Origin of the sequence: Tabrizicola oligotrophica (assembly GCF_011008935.1) — a bacterium.
GTDB lineage: Bacteria > Pseudomonadota > Alphaproteobacteria > Rhodobacterales > Rhodobacteraceae > Tabrizicola_A > Tabrizicola_A oligotrophica.
The window spans coordinates 60231-80262 of record NZ_JAAIVJ010000007.1; the positions used below are offsets into that span (position 1 = coordinate 60231).

Annotated in this window: 17 protein-coding genes and 1 tRNA gene; 7 read left to right on the plus strand and 11 right to left on the minus strand. The window is 62.7% G+C overall.

What is annotated here, in order from left to right:
- Positions 1-39: 39 nt before the first annotated feature.
- Both G4Z14_RS12475 and G4Z14_RS12480 read right to left on the minus strand, forming a co-directional pair.
- The gene (locus G4Z14_RS12475; protein WP_164626218.1) at positions 40-450 is read right to left on the minus strand and encodes a PaaI family thioesterase; all 411 of its coding nucleotides are present in this window, start codon (positions 448-450) and stop codon (positions 40-42) included.
- Entirely contained in the window at positions 447-1475 is a 1029-nt protein-coding gene (locus G4Z14_RS12480) for an LLM class flavin-dependent oxidoreductase (RefSeq protein ID WP_164626220.1), read from the minus strand. Before G4Z14_RS12480 ends, G4Z14_RS12475 begins: the two co-directional genes overlap by 4 nt.
- A gap of 158 nt (positions 1476-1633) precedes the next feature.
- Between G4Z14_RS12480 and G4Z14_RS12485 the strand changes: the two genes are divergently transcribed.
- The 5 genes from G4Z14_RS12485 to G4Z14_RS12505 all read left to right on the plus strand — a co-directional run bounded on the left by G4Z14_RS12485 (position 1634) and on the right by G4Z14_RS12505 (position 8322).
- Positions 1634-2596 carry an efflux RND transporter periplasmic adaptor subunit gene (locus G4Z14_RS12485; RefSeq protein ID WP_164626222.1) on the plus strand — a complete coding sequence of 321 codons (963 nt, stop codon included), beginning with the start codon at positions 1634-1636 and terminating at the stop codon, positions 2594-2596.
- On the plus strand, positions 2593-5847 hold the full coding sequence (locus G4Z14_RS12490; protein ID WP_164626224.1) for an efflux RND transporter permease subunit: 3255 nt from the start codon (positions 2593-2595) through the stop codon (positions 5845-5847). The genes G4Z14_RS12485 and G4Z14_RS12490 overlap by 4 nt, the downstream gene beginning before the upstream one ends.
- Positions 5848-5975: 128 nt before the next feature.
- Positions 5976-6518: a VOC family protein gene (locus G4Z14_RS12495; protein WP_164626226.1), complete on the plus strand. Its 543-nt coding sequence runs from the start codon at positions 5976-5978 to the stop codon at positions 6516-6518.
- Positions 6519-6527: 9 nt separating this feature from the next.
- On the plus strand, positions 6528-8132 hold the full coding sequence (locus tag G4Z14_RS12500) for an FAD-dependent oxidoreductase (protein ID WP_164626228.1): 1605 nt from the start codon (positions 6528-6530) through the stop codon (positions 8130-8132).
- A 4-nt stretch (positions 8133-8136) separates the two neighbouring features.
- Positions 8137-8322 carry a DUF2783 domain-containing protein gene (locus G4Z14_RS12505; RefSeq protein ID WP_164626230.1) on the plus strand — a complete coding sequence of 62 codons (186 nt, stop codon included), beginning with the start codon at positions 8137-8139 and terminating at the stop codon, positions 8320-8322.
- 1 nt (position 8323) lies between these two features.
- Here the strand turns inward: G4Z14_RS12505 and G4Z14_RS12510 are convergent, their stop codons facing one another.
- Positions 8324-9376 (minus strand): LacI family DNA-binding transcriptional regulator, encoded by a 1053-nt coding sequence (locus G4Z14_RS12510; protein WP_164626232.1) that lies wholly within the window; start codon positions 9374-9376, stop codon positions 8324-8326.
- Positions 9377-9590: 214 nt separating this feature from the next.
- On the opposite strand from G4Z14_RS12510, the gene G4Z14_RS12515 reads away from it, so the two are divergent.
- Both G4Z14_RS12515 and G4Z14_RS12520 read left to right on the plus strand, forming a co-directional pair.
- Positions 9591-9666 (plus strand) — tRNA-Arg (locus G4Z14_RS12515).
- A gap of 21 nt (positions 9667-9687) precedes the next feature.
- Positions 9688-10248, plus strand: coding sequence for a dimethylsulfonioproprionate lyase family protein (locus tag G4Z14_RS12520; RefSeq protein ID WP_164626234.1), 561 nt, complete (start codon positions 9688-9690; stop codon positions 10246-10248).
- Between the two features lie 11 nt (positions 10249-10259).
- On the opposite strand, the gene G4Z14_RS12525 is transcribed toward G4Z14_RS12520, so the two are convergent.
- The 8 genes from G4Z14_RS12525 to rpsT form a co-directional block, all read right to left on the minus strand.
- Positions 10260-11741 carry a P-loop ATPase, Sll1717 family gene (locus tag G4Z14_RS12525; protein ID WP_164626236.1) on the minus strand — a complete coding sequence of 494 codons (1482 nt, stop codon included), beginning with the start codon at positions 11739-11741 and terminating at the stop codon, positions 10260-10262.
- A 14-nt stretch (positions 11742-11755) separates the two neighbouring features.
- Entirely contained in the window at positions 11756-14206 is a 2451-nt protein-coding gene (gene gyrB, locus G4Z14_RS12530) for a DNA topoisomerase (ATP-hydrolyzing) subunit B (protein WP_164626238.1), read from the minus strand.
- A gap of 81 nt (positions 14207-14287) precedes the next feature.
- Positions 14288-14908, minus strand: coding sequence for a LysE family translocator (locus tag G4Z14_RS12535; protein WP_164626240.1), 621 nt, complete (start codon positions 14906-14908; stop codon positions 14288-14290).
- Positions 14905-15339, minus strand: a complete 435-nt coding sequence (locus tag G4Z14_RS12540) for a VOC family protein (RefSeq protein WP_164626241.1) — start codon at positions 15337-15339, stop codon at positions 14905-14907. Before G4Z14_RS12540 ends, G4Z14_RS12535 begins: the two co-directional genes overlap by 4 nt.
- Entirely contained in the window at positions 15336-16433 is a 1098-nt protein-coding gene (gene recF, locus G4Z14_RS12545) for a DNA replication/repair protein RecF (RefSeq protein WP_164626243.1), read from the minus strand. The genes G4Z14_RS12540 and recF overlap by 4 nt, the downstream gene beginning before the upstream one ends.
- Before the next feature lie 69 nt (positions 16434-16502).
- On the minus strand, positions 16503-17621 hold the full coding sequence (gene dnaN / locus G4Z14_RS12550; protein ID WP_164626245.1) for a DNA polymerase III subunit beta: 1119 nt from the start codon (positions 17619-17621) through the stop codon (positions 16503-16505).
- A gap of 118 nt (positions 17622-17739) precedes the next feature.
- Positions 17740-19125 (minus strand): chromosomal replication initiator protein DnaA, encoded by a 1386-nt coding sequence (gene dnaA / locus G4Z14_RS12555; RefSeq protein WP_164626248.1) that lies wholly within the window; start codon positions 19123-19125, stop codon positions 17740-17742.
- A gap of 563 nt (positions 19126-19688) precedes the next feature.
- Positions 19689-19964 carry a 30S ribosomal protein S20 gene (rpsT, locus tag G4Z14_RS12560; RefSeq protein ID WP_164626250.1) on the minus strand — a complete coding sequence of 92 codons (276 nt, stop codon included), beginning with the start codon at positions 19962-19964 and terminating at the stop codon, positions 19689-19691.
- Positions 19965-20032 lie beyond the last annotated feature (68 nt).

Below are 20032 nucleotides of genomic sequence, written 5' to 3' on the forward strand. Positions count from 1 at the left end.
GCTTTGTCATGACAGGACCGGGATTTCCCAGAAAGATCCCTATTTTTTGGGGGAAATGTAACGCATTTGTGCCCGCATCACCGCAACCGTCCTGCCGTCTCCGCCGGTCACCCTCACGTCAAACAGGGCCGAGCGACCGGACCGCGCGAGGAATTCGCCCGTGGCAACCAGCGTTTCACCCGCCTTGCCGGGGCTGACAAAGGTGATGGTGTTGGTCTGGGTCACGGCCTGTTCCCCGGTGGAGTTCGCCGCAAAGCCCGCGGCGCAATCGGCCAGAAGATGCACCACGCCGCCATGCGCCGTGCGATGGCCGTTCAGGTGGCGCGGCTCCAGCGCCAGCCGAAGTTTCGCCCGCCCGTCGTGCGCCCGGATCAGTTCCACCCCCATTTCCTGCGGGGCCGGGTCATCGGCCCAGAAGGCCTGCATCTGCGGGGTGATCTTTTCGCTCATTCGGCCAGCAACTCATGTACCATCGGGATGACCTTTTCGCCGTAAAGTCGCAGACAGTCCATAAGCTGTGCATGCGGCATCGGGCCGGTCGCGTATTTCATGTCGAAGCGCTGCACCCCAAGATCACGCACCGCCGAGGCGATCTTGCGCGCCACCGTTTCGGGACTGCCGACGTAAAGCGAGCCATGTTCCACCTCGTCCAGATAGCGGTCCTTGGTGGTGGGCGGCCAGCCGCGCTCGCGGCCGATGCGGCCGAACATCTCGGCGTAATGCGGCCAGAGCGCCTCGCGGGCCTCTTCATCCGTGGCGGCGACGAACCCCGGCGAATGGATGCCGATCGGGCGCACCGGCTGACCCAGCTGGGCGCAGGCTCGTTGGTAGAGATCGACATAGGGCGCGAAGCGGCGCGGGTCGCCGCCGATGATGGCAAGCATCAGCTGCAGGTCTTGTCGCACGACGCGCACCACGGATTCCGGGCTGCCCCCGACGCCGACCCAGACCGTCATCGGCTGGCCCAGCGGCGGGTAGACCATCTGATTGCTCAGCGGGCTGCGGTGCTGGCCGGACCATGTCAGCGGCTGGCCTTTTGACAGTTTGGCGAAAATGTCGAGTTTTTCTTCGAACAGCACGTCATAGTCGCGCAGGTCGTAGCCAAAGAGCGGATAGCTCTCTGTGAAACTGCCGCGGCCCAGAATGGGTTCGGCCCGGCCATTCGACAGCGCATTCAGGGTCGAGAACCGCTGGAATACCCGGATCGGATCATCCGAAGACAGCACTGTCACCGCCGTCCCCAGCTTGATCCGGCTGGTGCGCGCAGCAATGGCGGCAAGCAGCATCTCGGGTGAGGAGATGGCGAAATCCGGGCGGTGGTGTTCGCCAAGGCCGATGAAATGGATGCCCAGCTCGTCGGCCAGCACCGCCTGATCGACCACGTCGCGCAAGACCTGATCCATCGGCTTGGGCTGGCCATCCGCACCAAGGCTGACATCGCCAAAGCTATCAAGTCCCAGTTCCACGGCTGTCATCCTGCACCCTTTCGTGACTTCGGGGCTTAACATAGGCGGGGCGAGGAGCGGGGGGAAGTCGGGGGGCTTGCACAGCGGTTGTGCAGAACACATATAATAGTTTGAATGTTTAAATCGGATGTGTTAGTCCGATCCAAACGAAACAGAAAGGGCGCGCTTTGGCACTTCGTTCTTTGATCTGGGCCGGCCTTGTGGCGGCGCTCTCCGGCTCGCCGCTGGCGGCGGGCGAACTTGTGGTGCAACCCATAGAAGTCATGGAAACCAAAGCGCTTTTCGGGCGTGTCGAGAGCCGTTTCGTGGTGCCCGCACGCAGTCGGATCGGCGGCACGCTGACCGCTCTGGACGTGACTGAAGGGTCCGAGGCCAAGGCCGGGCAGGTGATCGCCCGCATCACGGACCCCAAGCTCATGTCGCAGCTTGCCGCGGCCGAGGCGCGGATCGCTTCGGCGCAATCGCAGTTGCAGAACGCCGAGACGGAGTTGGCGCGCAATGAGGAGCTGCTGGCCAAGGGTGCGACAACGGTGCAGCGCGTCGATCAGGTGCGCACGACAGTCGAAGTTGCCCGCAATGCCGTGGCCGAGGCGGAGGCGGCGCGGCAGGTGACGGTGACGTTGATCGAGGATGGCAACGTACTGGCACCGGCGGAGGGGAGGGTGTTGTCGGTCCCGGTCCGGTTGGGCGCGGTGGTCATGCCGGGTGAGGCGGTGGCAACCATCACCGGCGGCGGCGTGTTCCTGCGGCTGGCGATCCCGGAACGGCACGCCTCGGACCTTGCGGTCGGGGCCGCGGTGGACGTCGACGGCGGCGCGGGAGCCATCGAAAAGATCTACCCGCAGATCGAACAGGGCCGGGTCATCGTCGATGTGGCGGTAGAAGGTCTGTCGGACAGCTTCATCGGCCAGCGGGTTCTGGTGCGGGTTCCGGTCGCGGCCCGGCAGGTGCTGGCTGTGCCGGCGGCGGCCATCGAACAGCGGGCCGGGCTTGATCTGGTGACGATCCGGACAGCCGGGGGCGAAGCCGAGGTTGCGGTGATTCCGGGGGCCGAGGTGGCTGGGCCTGATGGCGCGCTACGCGAAATTCTCACCGGTCTGCGCGCCGGGGATGCGGTGATCGTCCCATGAGTGCCCCGGAAAAGAAGGCCCCCGAGACTGCTGACGCGCTGAAGGCAAGCGGCATTGCCGGGACGCTGACGCGCGCCTTCATAACCAGCCCGTTGACGCCGCTGTTCCTGCTGGCGGCGCTGGTGCTTGGCCTTGTCGCCCTTGTCACCCTGCCGCGCGAGGAAGAACCGCAAATCTCGGTGCCGATGGTGGACATCCACCTGCGCGCCGATGGGCTGCGGGCCGAGGATGCCGTCAAGCTGGTGACGGAACCGCTGGAAACCATCGTGAAGTCGATCCCCGGCGTCGAGCATGTCTATTCCCAGACCCGCGACGATGGCGCGATGGTTACGGCACGGTTCGTCGTCGGCACCTCGGGCGATGCGGCCATTCTGCGCGTGCATGAGAAGGTGCGGGCCAACATGGACCGCATTCCCGATGGCATTCCCGAACCCCTGATCGTCGGGCGCGGCATTGACGACGTGGCGATCATGGTCGTCACGCTGTCGCCCAAGCCCGAGGTGGCCGACCGCTGGTCCTCTGCCGAATTGACGCGCGTGGCGCGCGAGGTGCAGGTCGAGGTCGCGGCGCTGCCCGATATCGGCCTGACCTATCTGGTCGGCGAGCAGCCCGAAGAAATCCGCATCTCGCCCGACCCGGAGCGACTGGCGCAGGCGGGCCTGACGCTGCAGGCGCTGGCCGGCAAAGTCGAGGGCGCGAACAAGGCCTTTGCCCTTGGCACCATCCGCCAAGACGGCAAGCAGATTGATCTGGCCGCCGGGGAAACCCTGCAAAGCCTTGACCAGATTGCCAATCTGCTGGTCACCACCCGCGACGGCCGCCCGGTCTACGTCCGCGATGTGGCGACCGTCAGCCTCAAGACAGACCCGCGCGAGAACCGGGTTTTCACCATGGCGCGCGAGGGCGAGGCGTTCCAAGGTCGGCTCCCCGCCGTTTCGCTGGCCGTGGCCAAGCGCCCCGGCGCCAACGCGGTGACAATTGCCGAGGAAATCCGTCACGCCATCGCGGGGCTGGAAGGCCGTATCATTCCCGAGGGCCTGAACGTCGAATTCACCCGCGATTATGGCGAAAGCGCCAATGAAAAGGCCAACGAGCTTCTGTTCCATCTCGCGCTTGCCACGCTGTCCATCGTGGCGCTGGTCTGGGTTGCCATCGGCTGGCGCGAGGCGCTGGTGGTGGCCATCGTCATTCCGGTGACGATCCTTCTCACCCTCTTTGCCGCGCGGATCATGGGCTATACGCTGAACCGCGTCAGCCTGTTCGCGCTGATCTTTTCCATCGGCATTCTGGTCGATGACGCCATTGTGGTGATCGAGAACATCGCTCGGCACTGGGCGATGAAGGATGGGCGCTCGCGCACGCAGGCGGCAATCGACGCTGTGTCCGAGGTCGGCAACCCCACTATCGTCGCCACGCTGACCGTGGTTGCGGCGCTGCTGCCGATGCTGTTCGTTTCCGGCATGATGGGGCCCTATATGAGCCCGATCCCGGCCAATGCCAGCGCGGCCATGGTGTTTTCGTTCTTCGTTGCCGTCATGGTCACGCCCTGGCTGATGATGAAGTTTGGCAAGAGCCATGGCGCGGGCGACGATCTGGCCGAGCATGAGGCCTCGGATGGCGGCGCGCTGGGCCGGGCCTATCGCCGGGTCGCCCGCCCGATCCTGTCTTCTCGCCGCAACGCCAACCGCTTTCTTCTGGCGGTGACGGCGACGACGGTGCTGTCGATGGGGCTGTTCTACACTAAGTCGGTGACGGTCAAGCTTCTGCCCTTTGACAACAAATCCGAACTTGCCGTGGTGCTGGACATGCCGCGCGGTTCTTCAGTCGAGGAAACCGACCGGGTGCTGACCCAGATCGCCACGGCGCTGGAGCCGGTGGAGGAGATCATCTCGGTGCAATCCCATGCCGGCACCGGGGCGCCCTTCAACTTCAACGGGTTGGTGCGGCACTATTATCTGCGGAACGAGCCGCGCTATGGTGACCTGCAGGTGAATCTGTCGCCCAAGGGCGAGCGGAACCGCGAAAGCCACAAGATCGCGCTGGACCTGCGGGCGCGGGTGCTGGCGCTGGACCTGCCCGAGGGGGCTGTCGTCAAGGTGGTGGAACCGCCGCCCGGCCCGCCGGTCATGGCGACCCTGCTGGCCGAGGTCTACGGGCCGGACGCCGAAACCCGCCGCGCGGTGGCGGGGAAGCTGCGCGAGATCTTCGCCTCCATCCCCTATATCGTCGATGTGGATGACAGTTTCGGCGTGCCGGCCGCGCGTCAGAGGCTGGTGCTGAACGACGCCAATCTTGACTTCCACAAGGTCGAGCAGGGCGATGTGTTCCAGACCATCGGCATGCTTTATGGTGGTACGACGGTGGGCTATTCGCACCGCTCCGAAGGCCGCCAGCCGCTGCCGATCCGGCTGGCCCCCGACAAGGCCGACATGGTGCTGGACGAACGCGCGCTGTCGACGCCGATTCCGGCGAACCTGCTGCCGGGGGATCGGTCGGTGGTGGAGCTGGGCGATGTAGTGGAGATCCGGACCGAGATGCAGTCGCATCCGATCTTTCGCCACAACGGCCGGGCGGCCGAAATGGTGACGGCGGAGCTCGCGGGCGATTACGAAGCGCCGCTTTACGGCATCATTGCCGTCGACCGCGCCATCGAGGAAATGGATTGGGGCACCCTGCCCAAACCCGAAATCAGCATGCATGGCGTGCCCGAGGATCAGTCGGCGCCGACCGTCCTGTGGGATGGGGAATGGGAAGTGACCTGGGTCACGTTCCGCGACATGGGGGCGGCCTTTGGCGTGGCTTTGCTGGGTATCTATATCCTTGTGGTGGCGCAGTTCGGCAGCTTCAAGCTGCCGCTGGTGATCCTCACGCCGGTGCCGCTGACCTTCATCGGCATCATGCTCGGGCACTGGATGTTCGGCGCACCATTTTCGGCCACCTCGATGATCGGCTTCATCGCGCTGGCGGGGATCATCGTGCGCAACTCGATCCTGCTGGTCGATTTCATCCTGCATGCCCGCAAACCCGGCGTGCCGCTGATCGAAGTGCTGCTGGAGGCCGGGGCGATTCGCTTCAAGCCGATCCTGCTGACGGCGCTGGCGGCGATCATCGGGGCGATCACCATCCTGACCGACCCGATCTTCCAGGGTCTGGCGATCAGCCTGCTGTTCGGCCTGGCCTCGTCGACCCTGCTGACGGTGCTTGTGATTCCAGCGATTTACATCCGGGGTGACAAGCCGGGCAAAGCCTGAGCAAGAAGGCCACCTTCGGGTGGTCTTCCTTCACCCAGATCGTTGCAAATGAAATGACTTGATTTGTTAAGTGTCTCGTGGCACCGTCGCGACACATCGTTGCATATGCAACGAATTTGGAGGATGCCATGAAGATCGAGAAAATCCACCACGTCGCCTATCGCTGCAAGGACGCGAAGGAGACGGTCGAGTTCTATACCAAGATGCTGAACATGGATTTCGTGCTGGCCATCGCCGAAGATCATGTGCCCTCCACCCACGAACCCGACCCCTACATGCACCTCTTCCTCGATGCCGGGAACGGCAACGTGCTGGCCTTCTTCGAGCTGCCGACCAAGCCCGAGATGGGGCGCGACCCGAACACGCCGAAATGGGTGCAGCACATCGCCTTCAAGGTGAAGGACCGCGCTACGCTTCTGGAGTTCAAGGCGCATTTGGAAAAGAACGGCGTCGAGGTGCTGGGCGTCACCGACCATTCGATCTTCCACTCGATCTATTTCTTCGATCCGAACGGCCACCGGGTGGAACTGGCCTGCCCGGACCCGGACGAGGAGGCGCTGCTGGCCAGGCTCGATTCGGTGAAATGGGACATGCTGGACGAATGGAGCCGCACCAAGAAGGCGCCTCAGCACGCCGCCTGGCTGCACGCCAAAGAGCTGCAGAAGCACTGAGGGCCGGCGATGTTCAGCACCTATGACGCGCCAGTCTATCCCTATGTGCAATCGGCCGAACAGGCCACTGGCCAGCCCGCCCGCCACAAGGTCGTGGTCATCGGCGCCGGGCCGGTCGGCCTGACCGCCGCGCTGGACCTTGCCGCGCGGGGCGTGCCCGTGGTGGTGGTGGACGACAACAACACCGTGTCGGTCGGCAGCCGCGCCGTCTGTTACGCCAAGCGGCCGCTGGAAATCTGGGACCGGCTCGGCGTCGCCGACCGGATGATCGCCAAGGGCGTCGAATGGAAGCTGGGCAAGGTGTTCTTCGGCGACCGGCAGGTTTACCAGTTCGACCTTCTGCCCGAGGGCGGCCACAAGTGCCCGGCCTTCATCAATCTTCAGCAATATTACCTTGAAGACTACATGGTCGAGGCGGCGGCGAAAAACCCGCTGATCGACATCCGCTGGAAGCACAAGCTTCTGTCGCTGCGGCAAGAGGCCGATCACGCGATGCTGACGGTGGAAACTCCCGACGGGGTGTTCGTGACCGAGGCCGATTGGGTGATCGCCTGTGACGGCGCCAATTCCGACACCCGCCGCATGGTGGGAGCCGAGTTCACCGGCCAGTTCTTTCAGGACCGATTCCTGATCGCCGATATCGTGATGAAGGCCGATTTCCCGACCGAACGCTGGTTCTGGTTCGACCCGCCCTTCCACCGCAACCAGTCAGCCCTTCTGCACAAGCAATCCGACAATGTCTGGCGGCTGGATTTCCAGCTGGGCTGGGATGCCGATCCCGAGGTGGAAAAGCGCGAGGAAAACATCATCCCGCGCGTCAAGGCCATGCTGCCGGGCGTGGAGTTCGAGCTGGAATGGGCCAGCGTTTACCAATTCGCCTGCCGCCGCATCGACCAGTTCCGCCACGGCCGGGTGATCTTTGCCGGCGACGCGGCGCATCAGGTCTCTCCCTTTGGCGCGCGGGGGGCGAATACCGGAGTGCAGGACATCGACAATCTGTCGTGGAAACTGGCAGCGGTGCTGGCCGGCGACGCGGACAAGGCGCTGATCGACAGCTATCACGATGAGCGCGCCTTCGCTGCCGACGACAACATCCTCAATTCCACCCGCTCGACCGATTTCATCACGCCGAAGAACGCGGCGTCGAAGCGGTTCCGCAACGCGGTTCTGGATCTGGCCGAAAGGGCCAGCTTTGCCCGACCGCTGGTGAACTCGGGCCGTCTGTCGACGCCGACGCCCTATGTGCAGTCCACGCTCAACACACCCGACGCCGGCATCTGGCACAGCAAGATGACCCCCGGCACGGTGTGCAGCGATGCGCCGGTGATGGTGGCGGGCCAGCCCGGCTGGTTCCTGCGCCAGATCGGAAAGAGCTTTACCCTGCTCGATTTCGGCACGCAGGCAGAGGCGGTTTCGGTGGGAGGGACCACTGCCAAGGTCCTGCGGGTGGGAGAAGATCTGGAAGATACCGAACGGTTGCTTGTAAAGCGCTATGACGCCCAGCCCGGCACGGTCTATCTGATCCGCCCCGACCAGCACGTCGCCGCGCGCTGGCGGTCCTTCAACCCGGTCGAGGTGCAGGCCGCACTTGCCCGCGCCCTTGCGAAAGGCTGATGCCATGACATTGATTCTGAAACCAAATATCCCGGACCCGGATGGATTCTATCAGGACTTGACCGACACCCAGCGTGATCTGGATGAAGCGAGCGCCAGCGATATGAACGCCCGTTTGGTTTTGATCCTGGCAAACCATATCGGCGACCGGAAGATCTTGGCCGAAGCACTGGCGCTGGCCGCGCTCTAGGTCAATGGCGGATCGTGTCACCCGGTTGCAGCGTCGGGAAAAGCTCGATCACCTCGCCACCAACGACACCCAGATGCGGCTTGCCGGCGATGATTTCGGCGGCGCGACGGCCGATTTCCAACCGGCAGGCGTCCATCGTCGCCAGCCGGCGCGGCAGGCCGTCCAGCAACTCGACGCCGTTGAACCCGGCCAGGCCGATCTTGCCGGGCACATCCAGCCCCTTTTCCAGACAGTACAATAGCCCGCCTGCGCCGATCATGTCATTGGAATAATAGAGAAAATCGACATCAGGGTTGCGCGCCAGAACCGCCTCGGTCATCTCGCGGCCCTTCAGCAGCGCCGAGCCACCCGAATAGAACTCGCGGTCGGCCAACGCCAGCCCGGCCTTGGCCAGCGCTTCCTCAAAGCCCTCAAGCCGCTTGCGGGCTCGGTGATCGTTCGGCATCTGCGTGCCCAGAAAGGCGATCCGCCGATAGCCGGCGGCGATGATCGCTTCGGCCATCTGGCGCCCGGCGCGGCGGTGCGAAATGCCTACCGCGCTGTCTACCGGAGTGCCGTCGATATCCATGATCTCGACGATCGGTACCCCCGCCTGCGCCAGCATGGCCTGCGCGGCCTCGGAATGTTCCAATCCGGCCACGATCAGCCCGGTCGGCCGCCAGGAGAGCATTTCGTAGATCACCGCCTCTTCGCGGTCGGGCGAGTAATTGGTGACACCGACAACGGGTTGCAGCCCGGTATCTTCCAGAACCTCGGAAATCCCGGTCATCACTTCGGGAAACACCATGTTCGACAGCGACGGGATCACCACACCCACAAGGTTCACCCGCTGGCTGGCCAAGGCGCCGGCGATCTTGTTCGGCACATAGCCAAGCGTACGCGCCGCCTGCAAGACCCGCTCGCGGGTGGCCTCCGACACATCGCCCCGATTTCGCAGCACGCGGCTGACCGTCATTTCACTGACACCCGAGGCCTCGGACACATCGCGAAGGGTCAGGGTGCGGCGCGGGTCTTGGGCGGAGGTGTTGGACAATTTGGCAGCCCCGAAAGTCATCTTTCTTCTTGTTAGCGTTAAATGAGCCCTTCTCCAAGGGCGGAAAACAAGATAAGTTAGCGCTAACAGTCGAAAGATTCAAACTCCCTCGTGTCCTGCAAGCTCTCAAACGGATACGGCGGACCATGGGGGGCGGAGGGCCAAGGCCGCCCCCCAATCATTTTCCGCGCGCCCGGTTGCCTTCCGGCGCATTTCCGCGCAAAAACAGCCTGCGGGCCCCGTAGCTCAACGGATAGAGCGTCCCCCTCCTAAGGGGAAGGTTGCAGGTTCAAGTCCTGCCGGGGTCGCCAGCCCTGACCCCGAGGCCCGAGATGACCCGTAGTGCCGAAATGCAGACCTTCCTGACTGCTGCCGAGGCGGCCTTGGGCCGGGTGACAGGGCCGGGGGCCGAGGTTGCCGCCGAGGTCATCCGCCGCTGGGCGGTGCCGGGGGGCGCGGGGCAAGGGGGGGATCGCCTGCCGGTTTGCGACTGGATCGCGCCGGCGCTTGCGGCGCAGACCTCACCCCTTGCCGCGAGTTTTGGCGCGTTGCAGCATCGACTGTCGTGGAGCCGAAGACGGTCTGCCGATCCGGCGAACAAGGCCTATTGGGACGGCCATGCCAATGCCATGATCCTTGGTCCCGGCGGGATTGAAGACCGCAGTGACATCTGGGTCGGCGCGACGGTCATGGCGCCCGGCACGCTTTACCCCGACCACAACCACCCCCCGGCCGAGGTCTACCTGCCGCTGTCGGCAGGCGAATGGTGGAATGCCGGGATGGACTGGACCGATCCGGGGCTTGCGGGCTTCATCTACAACCCGCCCGGAATCCTTCACGCGATGCGGGCTGGCGACAAGCCGTTCCTGGCGTTGTGGTTCCTGCCGATCTGAGTTGCCAGTGATCACGCTAGCTGCAGTGCTCTCCACAGTCCTCTGTGAACCAGTATTCTAATATTTGGATTGAGGTAACTATCGCCTCGCGCAGCTGAGTATATCTGATACTGCTTTCCGTCTTTCTGATGATTGGCAATGACCCCCGCTTCGAAAAGATCTTTTATGAACTCGTCAATATCCAACCTATTCTGCAATACGGAAAGGTCGTCAATCAGCGCGCCAGCTCCTTTATCGTATCTGGCCCACCGTATCTTTGAAATTGCGAGATTCAATAGAGCTGGAGTGTATTTGACTTCAAGCTCTGCAAAGCAATCCGTTTTGCTCACTCGTGAGTACTCGCGCAAGAACTTATCCATGTCATAACCGTCAGCGAAAAGCGAAGTACTCGAACCGTTTGTAGCCTGATAGGCTTTCAAGACTCTTATTACATCTCGAGGTCGATACCATGTTAGGTTCAGGAAAAACATTGGGAAAGCAATGTCACCCGGTCCATCCATATCTTTCACTCTTGTCGGTACAATTGATTCGACTTCCTCTTCGGTTGCACCTGCGGCCTTAATTTTGCCTTTCAAAAGTCCAATGAGTGGATTCTCAAAGTCATTCCGATAAGGCCAACTCAAGTCCACAGAGTTAGAATCTATTGTCTTGCTCAACTCCGGGTCACGCTCAATGAGTCTGTTGCGAACCTCAGGGCGAAGGCAGCAAATCACACTTACGTCAATTTTCTTCTCGACAAAGAAATCGTTCAATATGGCCGAAGCGCGCACAATGTCTCTAACAAGCGCCAACAAAACATCGTATTGATCGGACTTGGTGTCAACCTGGCTTATATTAAGCTCATCGAAGAAGAATACATGCCGATAGTTTTGATGTGATTCTGCAAACAGACGTAGACATGAATTGTTGAAGTCTTTCAGGGGCATGATTTTTTTGTCTTTATAATTCGACAAAACGTCTCGCAACCACGGTATCCCGAAATCAGGTGGTGGAGGAAGAGTCAATCCGCGCCCAATGCCTTGCGCAATACTCCGCTCAGAAAGTTCGACACTCTGGCAGAATCTTACAAAGTTCGAATTAATACCTCTCTGATGTAAATCAGAAGATATGGAATGTAGGACCCTTCTGATCCAGAGTTCCTTAAAATCATAGAAATCCTTTACCGAGTCAAATAGTTTTCCTGAACTGAGATCTTCGAGATTTAGAGCCTGCGTTACTACTGCGTCACGGATGTCGGGCCGTCCGAAGTCCTCAGAGAAACTATAAAAAGTAGATGTTACACCTTCAAATTTACGTTCATGGGCGATTTTGAGGCAGCACGAAGACTTTCCTGTCCCTTTTCTGCCTACAATGATAAAGTTCGATTTATTGGAAAGATTATCCAAAGAGAAGCCATCAGGTTGGACAAAGCTCTTTACGAAGAAATCGGGATCACGCCTGTACTCCCTCATTCCAGAGTAATCGCCGAATACGTAGTCTGAGAACTTTTTCAAGGCTCTAACCTCCATCAGGCGTCCAGATGCTCGACGCTCAACGCATTGGCCTGAATGAACTCGCGCCGCGGCTCCACGACGTCGCCCATCAGCTTCGAGAAGATGTCGTCGGCATCGGCCAGATCCTCGACCTTGACCTGCAGCAGCGTCCGCGCCTCGGGGTCCAGCGTGGTTTCCCAAAGCTGCTCGGGGTTCATCTCGCCAAGCCCCTTGTAGCGTTGCAGGGTCAGGCCCTTTTCGCCCTCGGCCAAGATCGACTTCAGCAGGTCGATCGGGCCGTGAACCATCTGCTCGCGGTCCTTGCGCACCAGTCGCGCCGGGTGGCGGTACACCTCCCGGTGCTGCCCCGCCAAAGAGGCCAGCCGCCGCGCCTCGCCCGAGCGCAGGACGGCGCCGTCAAGCGTGCGCAACTCCTCGACGCCGCGCAGCACACGGCTGAGGCGGATGCCATGGTCCTGCGTGATCCGGCCGGTCCAGCCCTTTTCATACTCGACCGCCACCATGTTCAGCCGTGCGGCCACCGCATCGGCCACGGCCTGCAGATCGGCATCGGCCCGGCCTGCATCAAAGGCCCCGGCCAAGGCCGCCTGCTCCAGAATCGCGCGGGGGTAATGGGTGGGGAAGCTGTCGAGCGCGCGCCGGAACGCGCGGGCGCCTTCGACCACCCGGGCCAGATCGGCCCCGGCGATCTCCTCGCCCGATTGCAGCCGCAACACCGCACCCTCGATGCCCATCTCGATCAGGTAGTCATCCAGCGCCGCCTGATCCTTCAGATAGACCTCGGACTTGCCGCGCGCCACTTTGTAAAGCGGCGGCTGGGCGATGTAGAGATAACCGCCCTCGATCAATTGCGGCATCTGCCGGAAGAAGAAGGTCAGCAGAAGCGTGCGGATATGCGCGCCGTCGACGTCGGCGTCGGTCATGATGACGACCTTGTGGTAACGCAGCTTGCCGATGTCGAATTCATCCCGGCCAATGCCGGTGCCAAGTGCGGTGATGAGCGTGCCGATCTCCTGACTGCCCAGCATCCGGTCAAACCGGGCGCGTTCGACGTTCAGGATCTTGCCGCGCAGCGGCAGCACCGCCTGATTGGAGCGCGACCGGCCCTGCTTGGCCGAACCGCCGGCCGAGTCCCCCTCGACCAGAAACAGTTCCGACTTCGCAGGATCGCGTTCCTGGCAATCCGCCAGTTTACCCGGCAGCGAGGCCACGTCGAGCGCGGTCTTGCGGCGGGTCAGTTCGCGGGCCTTGCGGGCCGCTTCACGGGCCAAGGCCGCTTCGATGATCTTGCCGACGATGATCTTCGCAGGGCCAGGGTTCTCCTCGAACCACTCGCTCAGCTTTTCGTTCACCAGATTTTCGACCGAGGGCCGCACTTCCGAGGACACCAGCTTGTCCTTGGTCTGGGACGAGAATTTCGGATCCGGCACCTTGACCGACAACACGCAAGTCAGCCCCTCGCGCGCGTCATCGCCGGTGAAATCCACCTTTTCCTTCTTCGCGATGCCCGAGGTCTGGGCATAGGCGTTGATGGTCCGGGTCAGGGCGCCGCGGAAGCCCGCAAGATGCGTGCCGCCGTCGCGCTGCGGGATGTTGTTGGTGAAGGGCAGCACCATTTCATTGTAGCTGTCGTTCCACCACATCGCGACTTCAACGGTAATCCCGGCCCGCTCACCGATCATGTAGATCGGCTCAGACATCACCGACGTCTTTGACCGATCTATGTATTTCACAAATTCCCGGACTCCGCCCTCATAGAACAGCTCCGTATGCAGCGGCTCGGCGGGGCGTTCGTCCTCGATGATGATCCGCACGCCCGAGTTCAGGAACGCCAGTTCGCGCAGCCGGTGCTCCAACGTCTTGAAGCTGTAATCGAGGTTCGAAAACGTGCCTTCAGGCGTATTGGTCTTGGCGCTGGCCAGAAACCGCACCTCGGTCCCACGCAAACCCGGTGCCGGCCCCACCTCATGCACATGCACGGTGCATTCGCCATATTCAAAGCGGGCGCGGTATTCCGTGTCATCGCGCCAGACCGTCAGTTCCAGCCATTCCGACAGCGCGTTCACCACCGAAACGCCCACGCCATGCAGGCCGCCCGACACCTTGTAGGCATTGCCGCCCTCATCGGTGTTGTTGAATTTGCCGCCTGCGTGCAGCTGGGTCATGATGACCTCGGCCGCCGAAACGCCCTCTTCCTTGTGCATGTCGACCGGGATGCCACGTCCGTTGTCGCGCACCGAAACCGAACTGTCGGCGTGAATCTTTACCGTGACGGCGGTGGCATGACCGGCAAGCGCCTCGTCAATGCCGTTGTCGACGACCTCATAGACCATGTGGTGCAGGCCCGAGCCATCGTCGGTGTCGCCGATATACATGCCGGGACGCTTGCGAACCGCCTCCAAGCCCTTGAGAACCTTGATGGAATCTGCGCCGTAGCTTTCGGTCTTCTTGGGCTCTTCGGCCATGTGGTCTGCATCCCCTGAATTGTCCGCGATTTATAGCGGTTCAGGGGGGGAATGTCACGCCTTGGACACAAGATTTGGTGGTCAAAGGAAGGGAATGACCAGCCCCACCCCAATCAACAGCACGCCGGAAATGACGTTCAGCCGATGGACGCTTGCCGGGCTGGACACCAGCCGCCGCGCCCGGTCGAGAAACACCGCAAGGCCCAGGTTTCCGGCCATCGGGATCAATGCCGACACCCCGATGATGAGCCCGATGTCCACCGACGTCAGGCTGCCCAGCGTGAAGAATCCTGGCAGCGCGCCCATGTAGAACAGGATCGCCTTCGGGTTGCCGATCACCGCCGCCAAGCCCACCGAAAACCCCGCCCAAAGGCCGGGTCTGGTCAGGCGGCTGTCGGCATCGCCAAGCTTGCCGGATTTGCGGATCAGCATGTAGCCCATGATGAGAAAGATCACCGCCGCCACCCAGCGCAGGACCGACAGGAAATCGCCATAGGTGCTTTCAACCCAGGATAGCCCGAGGATCGCCAGAAGCGGCCAGACCAGATCGCCCAGGGCAACGCCCACCGCCAAAGGCCAGGCCGCGGCAAACCCACCCGACAAGGCCCGCGCCATCAAGGCCACCCAGACCGGGCCGGGAACCGCCCAAAGCCCAACCATACCAAGGGCATAGATGCCCAGCTCATACCAGCTGATCGTCATGCACCTGTCTCGGGCAATGTCAGGCTTCCGTCGGGATTCAAGGGCCAGAACGGGTTCATCGCCACTTCCCAGACATGGCCGTCCGGATCGGCCCAATAGCCGGAATAGCCGCCCCAGAACACCTTTTCCGGGGTTTTCAGGGCTGTGCCTCCCGCAGCCAGCGCCGCGGCGAAGGCCGCGTCCACCTCGGCCTCGGTGGTGAAATTCTGCGCCAGCGTCACCGCGCCAGTGCCAAGGCTGGCGCCCGTCCGCCCCTGATCGGCGGCCAGATCCGCCCGCCCGAACAAGGCCAGAACCTGCCCGTGCATCTGGTAAAACGCGACGCCCGCCTGTGCCCCATGCTCCTGCCAGCCAAGCCTGCCATAAAAGGCCTTGGCGTCGGCCAGATCGGCCACGCCCAAGGTTATCAGGGTCACGCGCTGCGGAGTCATGCCGTCACCTTCGATTGCCCACCCTCATCGCGCACCGCCATCACCTGCCCCCGGTCGCCCAGGGCGTCGAACAACTCCGCCTCGGTGCCGGTCATGATCGCCTGCGCGCCAAGGGCGCAGATTTCGTCATAAAGAGCTGCGCGGCGCTGGATGTCCAGATGCGCTGCCACTTCATCCAGCAAGAGAACCGGCGCGCGTCCCAGATCGGCAGCCAGGGCGCGGGCATTGGCCAGGATCAGGCTGATGAGCAACGCCTTCTGTTCGCCGGTGGAACATTGCCCGGCTTCCACGCCCTTGGTCGCATAGACCGCCTGCAGGTCGCTGCGATGCGGCCCCAGCAGCGTTCGCCCCGCAGCCATGTCGCGCCGCCGCCCGTCAGCCAGGGCCTCGGCCAGATCTTCGGCGGGCAGATCGGCGCCACCCTCCGGCCCGACCAGCGCCATGTCCGCCCGGGGAAAAGCCGAGGCGCCCTCCTGCGCCACCCGAAGCCGCATCAGGGCCGCCTGCCGGTTGGCAATGATCGCCGTGCCGGCCTCGACCATCTGGCCTTCGAGCGCGGCATACCAGCGCGCATCGCCGACCTGATCCTTCAAGAGCCGGTTGCGGTCGCGCATCGCCTTGTCATAGGCCAAGGACACTTCGGCATGGTCCGGCGTGAACGACAGCGCGATGCGGTCAAGAAACCGCCGCCGCCCCTCCGCCGCCTCGATCCACAGGCGGTCCATCGCCGGCACCAGCCACAGGACCCGCAGCACCCGCCCCAGGGCGGCCTGCGTTGCCGCCTTGCCGTCAATCCGAACGAACCGCGCCTCACCCGCCTCGGCCCCGGTTTCAAGGTCATGGGCGGCAGCGATCCCCAGCACTTCCGCCGACACCTTCCAGCCCAGCCGCTCCGGCCGTCGCGGCAAATCTTCCGCCGCCGCCCGCCGCAGGCCGCGACCGGGCGACAACAGCGATACAGCCTCCAGAATATTGGTCTTGCCCGCCCCGTTCGGCCCGACCAAGGCCACTGGCCGCCCATCAAACGCCAGTCGCGCCGCCTTGTGGCTGCGGAAATGCGACAGGCTCAGCGATGTGATGGCAAGCCCACTCAACGCCAAGCCCTTTCATACTGGTTCAAATATCCCACGGGGGACCGGGGGTGTGAAACCCCCGGCGCGCGGTCACACGCGCATCGGCATCACGACATAGACGGCGCTGGTGTCATTGCCTTCGCGCATCAGGGTCGGGTCGCCCGAGGAGTTGAACAGGAACACCGCGTTTTCCCGATCGACCTGGCTGGCAATTTCCAGCAGATACTTGGCGTTGAAACCGATCTCCAGCCGCTCGTCCGCGTAGGCCACGGCCAGTTCTTCCTCGGCCGCACCGGAATCCGGCGCGTTCACCGACAGGACCAGCCGGTCCTCGTCGAGCGACAGCTTCACGGCCCGCGAGCGTTCGGACGACACGGTCGCCACCCGGTCGACAGCCTTGGCGAATTCGGTCGCGTCCACTTCCAGCCGCCGGGTGTTGTTCTGCGGAATGACGCGGGTGTAATCCGGGAAGGTGCCGTCAATGACCTTTGAAGTCAGGGTGATTGCGGGCGTCGCGAAACGCACCTTGGTTTCGCTGACGGAGACCGCAATCGTCGCCTCGTCGTCGTCCAGGAGCTTCCGCAACTCGTTCACCGTCTTGCGTGGCACGATCACGCCCGGCATGCCGGCCGCGCCCTCGGGCAGGGTGGCGTCGATCCGCGCCAGCCGGTGCCCGTCGGTCGCCACGCAGCGCAGCACCGGGCCACTTTCGCCGGTCGAGGTGTGCATGTAGACGCCGTTCAGGTAATAGCGTGTCTCCTCGGTCGAGATGGCGAATTTCGCCTTGTCGAACAGGCGGCGCAACTCCGGGGCCTTGGCCGAGAAGTTCGAAGAATATTCGCTGGAAGCCATCACCGGGAAATCTTCGCGCGGCAGGGTGGCAAGCGAGAAGGTCGAGCGTCCGGCCGTGATCGTCAGCCGGCCCGAGGTTGCGTCTTCCGTCAGGTTGACCAGCGCCCCGTCCGGCAGTTTGCGCACGATCTCGTGCAGCATCACTGCTGAAACCGTGGTGGCGCCGGGGCGTTCTACCATGGCGGCGGCGCGGTCCACGACTTCGATGTCCAGATCGGTTGCCCGGAAGGAAACCTGCGCGCCCTCGGCCTCGATCAGCACGTTGGCGAGGATTGGAATGGTGTTCCGGCGCTCGACAACGGATTGCGCCTGAGCCAGCGCCTTCAACAGCGTGCCACGTTCGATCGAGAGCTTCATTCTTCCCATCCCCTTGCCCGTGCCTGAAGGGACACGGAGCCAGCCCGGCAAAAGCCGGTTACAAGTGTTTTCGGGACATTGCGGGGGATTCCCCTGCCCGTCAAGGCCCGGGCGGGAGTTACCCCTGCAAGAGCCGCTTCAGCAGGTTCAGATCGTCGTTCAGCTGGCTGTCGGTGGCCATCAGCTCTTCGATCTTCCTGACGCCGTGCATGATGGTGGTGTGATCGCGGCCGCCAAAGCGCCGCCCGATCTCGGGCAGACTGCGGGGGGTCAGTTGCTTGGCCAGATACATCGCCACCTGACGCGGCCGGGCAATGTTGCGCAGCCGCTTCGGGCCGATCATGTCGGAAAGGCGGATGTTGTAATGCTCGGCCACCTTGCGCTGAATCTCCTCGATCGTCAGCTTGCGATCCGAGGCGCGCAGGATATCGGCAAGGCAGTCTTGCGCCAGTTCCAGCGTGATTTCACGGCCGACCAGCGAGGCAAAGGCGAACAGCCGCGTCAGCGCGCCTTCCAGCACACGGACATTGGTGGTGATGCGGTGGGCGAGGAACGCCAGTACGCCATTGGCAATTTGCAGGCCGGGGTATTGCTGGCGGTAGAACTCGGCCTTCTGCTGCAGGATGCCAAGGCGCAGTTCGTAGTCGGTCGGGTGCAGGTCCACCACAAGGCCGCATTGCAGGCGGCTCTTGATGCGGTCCTCCAGATCCTTGATTTCGCCCGGCGCGCGGTCGGCCGAGATGATGATCTGCTTGTTCTGGTCCACCAGCGCGTTGAAGGTATGGAAGAATTCCTCTTGCGTCGAATCCTTGCCGGCGATGAATTGCACATCATCGACCATCAGCACGTCGACCGAGCGGAAGATTTCCTTGAAATCCATGATCTGCTTGTCGCGCAGCGCCTGAACGAAGCGATACATGAACTGTTCCGCCGACAGGTAAAGCACCCGCAGCTCGGGCTGGCGAGCCTGCAGTTCATGGGCGATGGCGTGCATCAGGTGGGTCTTGCCGAGACCGACGCCGCCATAAAGAAACAGCGGGTTGAAGGTGACCGGCCCACCTTCCGCAACGCGGCGCGCGGCGGCGTGGGCCAGTTCGTTCGGCTTGCCAACCACGAAACTGTCAAAGGTAAAGCGCGCGTCCAGCGTCGCGCCGGGCAACTCGTCATCATTGGCGGCCCGGCGTTGCGCCAGTCGCGGCAGGGGCTTGGCCGGGCCGGGCGCCGGGGCTGAGGCGGCAGCCCGCACGGCGCGCGGCTGGCTGACCGTCGGGACAAAGAATTCGAGCCGCGAGACATCCTGCCCCGAGGCATTCAGCTGGTGCAGGATGTGGTCGGAAAAGTTGCGCGACACCCAGTCGCCGAAAAACGTGGTCGGGACTTCGAAGCGGGCGAGCGGGCCACGCAGTTCAGCCAGACGAATGGGCTCGATCCAGGTGGTGTAGTTGTTGCGGCCAACGCGCTTGATAAGTTCTTCGCGCAATTTACCCCAGGCCTCAATCGTCATTCTTTTTTCCGTCCCTGGCCCTTGCCCGAGCAGCCGGGCGGTGCCTTGATCTTGTTGTTTCACCGTCCTGCGATCCCGCAACACAGAGGACACCGGGCTGCCAACCCATGCCCGCGTTCTGGCGGCCATGCGCTCAAAGTCCGGTCACGAAACACAAAAAAGCCCATCAGGAAAATCTCCCGATGCCCATGTATTCCGTATGTCAGGCCGCATAAACGGCAGACTGATTAACGCGATAATCCTGAACGATTTTTATTTGTCATTGGCCGAATGGCCTGGCAGTGCCAGTCGGACTTTCGTTCAAGGTCGCGCTCTGTCCCCCAAGTCGAAGTGAATCGCAGGGTCAAGCTAGCAACTCGGCATGAAGGCGCGCAACCGAACTATGCGCTTGACAGGTGATCGGCCGATGGAATCGGAGCGGCTGTGCAAATTGGCAACGCCGGCGGCTGGAGCGAGGTCGGAAATCGTCAAATGGCGCCGGGCATCGCCGGGGGGAAGGGCCGGGAAATGCAAAAGGCGCCCCTCGCGGAGCGCCCCTTACCGAGAATCGGCTGGCCTGTGACTCAGGCGGCCGGCGCCGACAGCGCTTTGACGCGCGAGGTCAGGCGCGACATTTTGCGCGAGGCGGTGTTCTTGTGAAGAACCCCCTTGGTCACACCGCGCATCAGCTCGGGCTGAGCGGCGGCCAGAGCGGTTGCGGCGGCATCGGCGTTGCCGGAAGCGAGAGCTTCCTCGACCTTGCGCAGGAAAGTGCGGATGCGCGAGCGGCGGGCTTTGTTGACGTCCTGACGGGCCTCGGACTGACGGGCGCGCTTTTTGGACTGGGCGGTATTTGCCATGGGCTGAACTCTCTTCGGTCTTGTGTCTATCTGATCGCACGAAAGCCCGAAGCCCCCTTCATCAGAAG

Bases quoted from the DNA above. Each gene is read 5' to 3' on its own strand.
- G4Z14_RS12475 (WP_164626218.1), bottom strand. From the start codon at position 450: ATGAGCGAAAAGATCACCCCGCAGATGCAGGCCTTCTGGGCCGATGAC.
- G4Z14_RS12480 (WP_164626220.1), bottom strand. From the start codon at position 1,475: ATGACAGCCGTGGAACTGGGACTTGATAGCTTTGGCGATGTCAGCCTT.
- G4Z14_RS12490 (WP_164626224.1), top strand. From the start codon at position 2,593: ATGAGTGCCCCGGAAAAGAAGGCCCCCGAGACTGCTGACGCGCTGAAG.
- G4Z14_RS12495 (WP_164626226.1), top strand. From the start codon at position 5,976: ATGAAGATCGAGAAAATCCACCACGTCGCCTATCGCTGCAAGGACGCG.
- G4Z14_RS12500 (WP_164626228.1), top strand. From the start codon at position 6,528: ATGTTCAGCACCTATGACGCGCCAGTCTATCCCTATGTGCAATCGGCC.
- G4Z14_RS12505 (WP_164626230.1), top strand. From the start codon at position 8,137: ATGACATTGATTCTGAAACCAAATATCCCGGACCCGGATGGATTCTAT.
- G4Z14_RS12510 (WP_164626232.1), bottom strand. From the start codon at position 9,376: ATGACTTTCGGGGCTGCCAAATTGTCCAACACCTCCGCCCAAGACCCG.
- G4Z14_RS12520 (WP_164626234.1), top strand. From the start codon at position 9,688: ATGACCCGTAGTGCCGAAATGCAGACCTTCCTGACTGCTGCCGAGGCG.
- gyrB (WP_164626238.1), bottom strand. From the start codon at position 14,206: ATGGCCGAAGAGCCCAAGAAGACCGAAAGCTACGGCGCAGATTCCATC.
- G4Z14_RS12535 (WP_164626240.1), bottom strand. From the start codon at position 14,908: ATGACGATCAGCTGGTATGAGCTGGGCATCTATGCCCTTGGTATGGTT.
- G4Z14_RS12540 (WP_164626241.1), bottom strand. From the start codon at position 15,339: ATGACTCCGCAGCGCGTGACCCTGATAACCTTGGGCGTGGCCGATCTG.
- dnaN (WP_164626245.1), bottom strand. From the start codon at position 17,621: ATGAAGCTCTCGATCGAACGTGGCACGCTGTTGAAGGCGCTGGCTCAG.
- dnaA (WP_164626248.1), bottom strand. From the start codon at position 19,125: ATGACGATTGAGGCCTGGGGTAAATTGCGCGAAGAACTTATCAAGCGC.
- rpsT (WP_164626250.1), bottom strand. From the start codon at position 19,964: ATGGCAAATACCGCCCAGTCCAAAAAGCGCGCCCGTCAGTCCGAGGCC.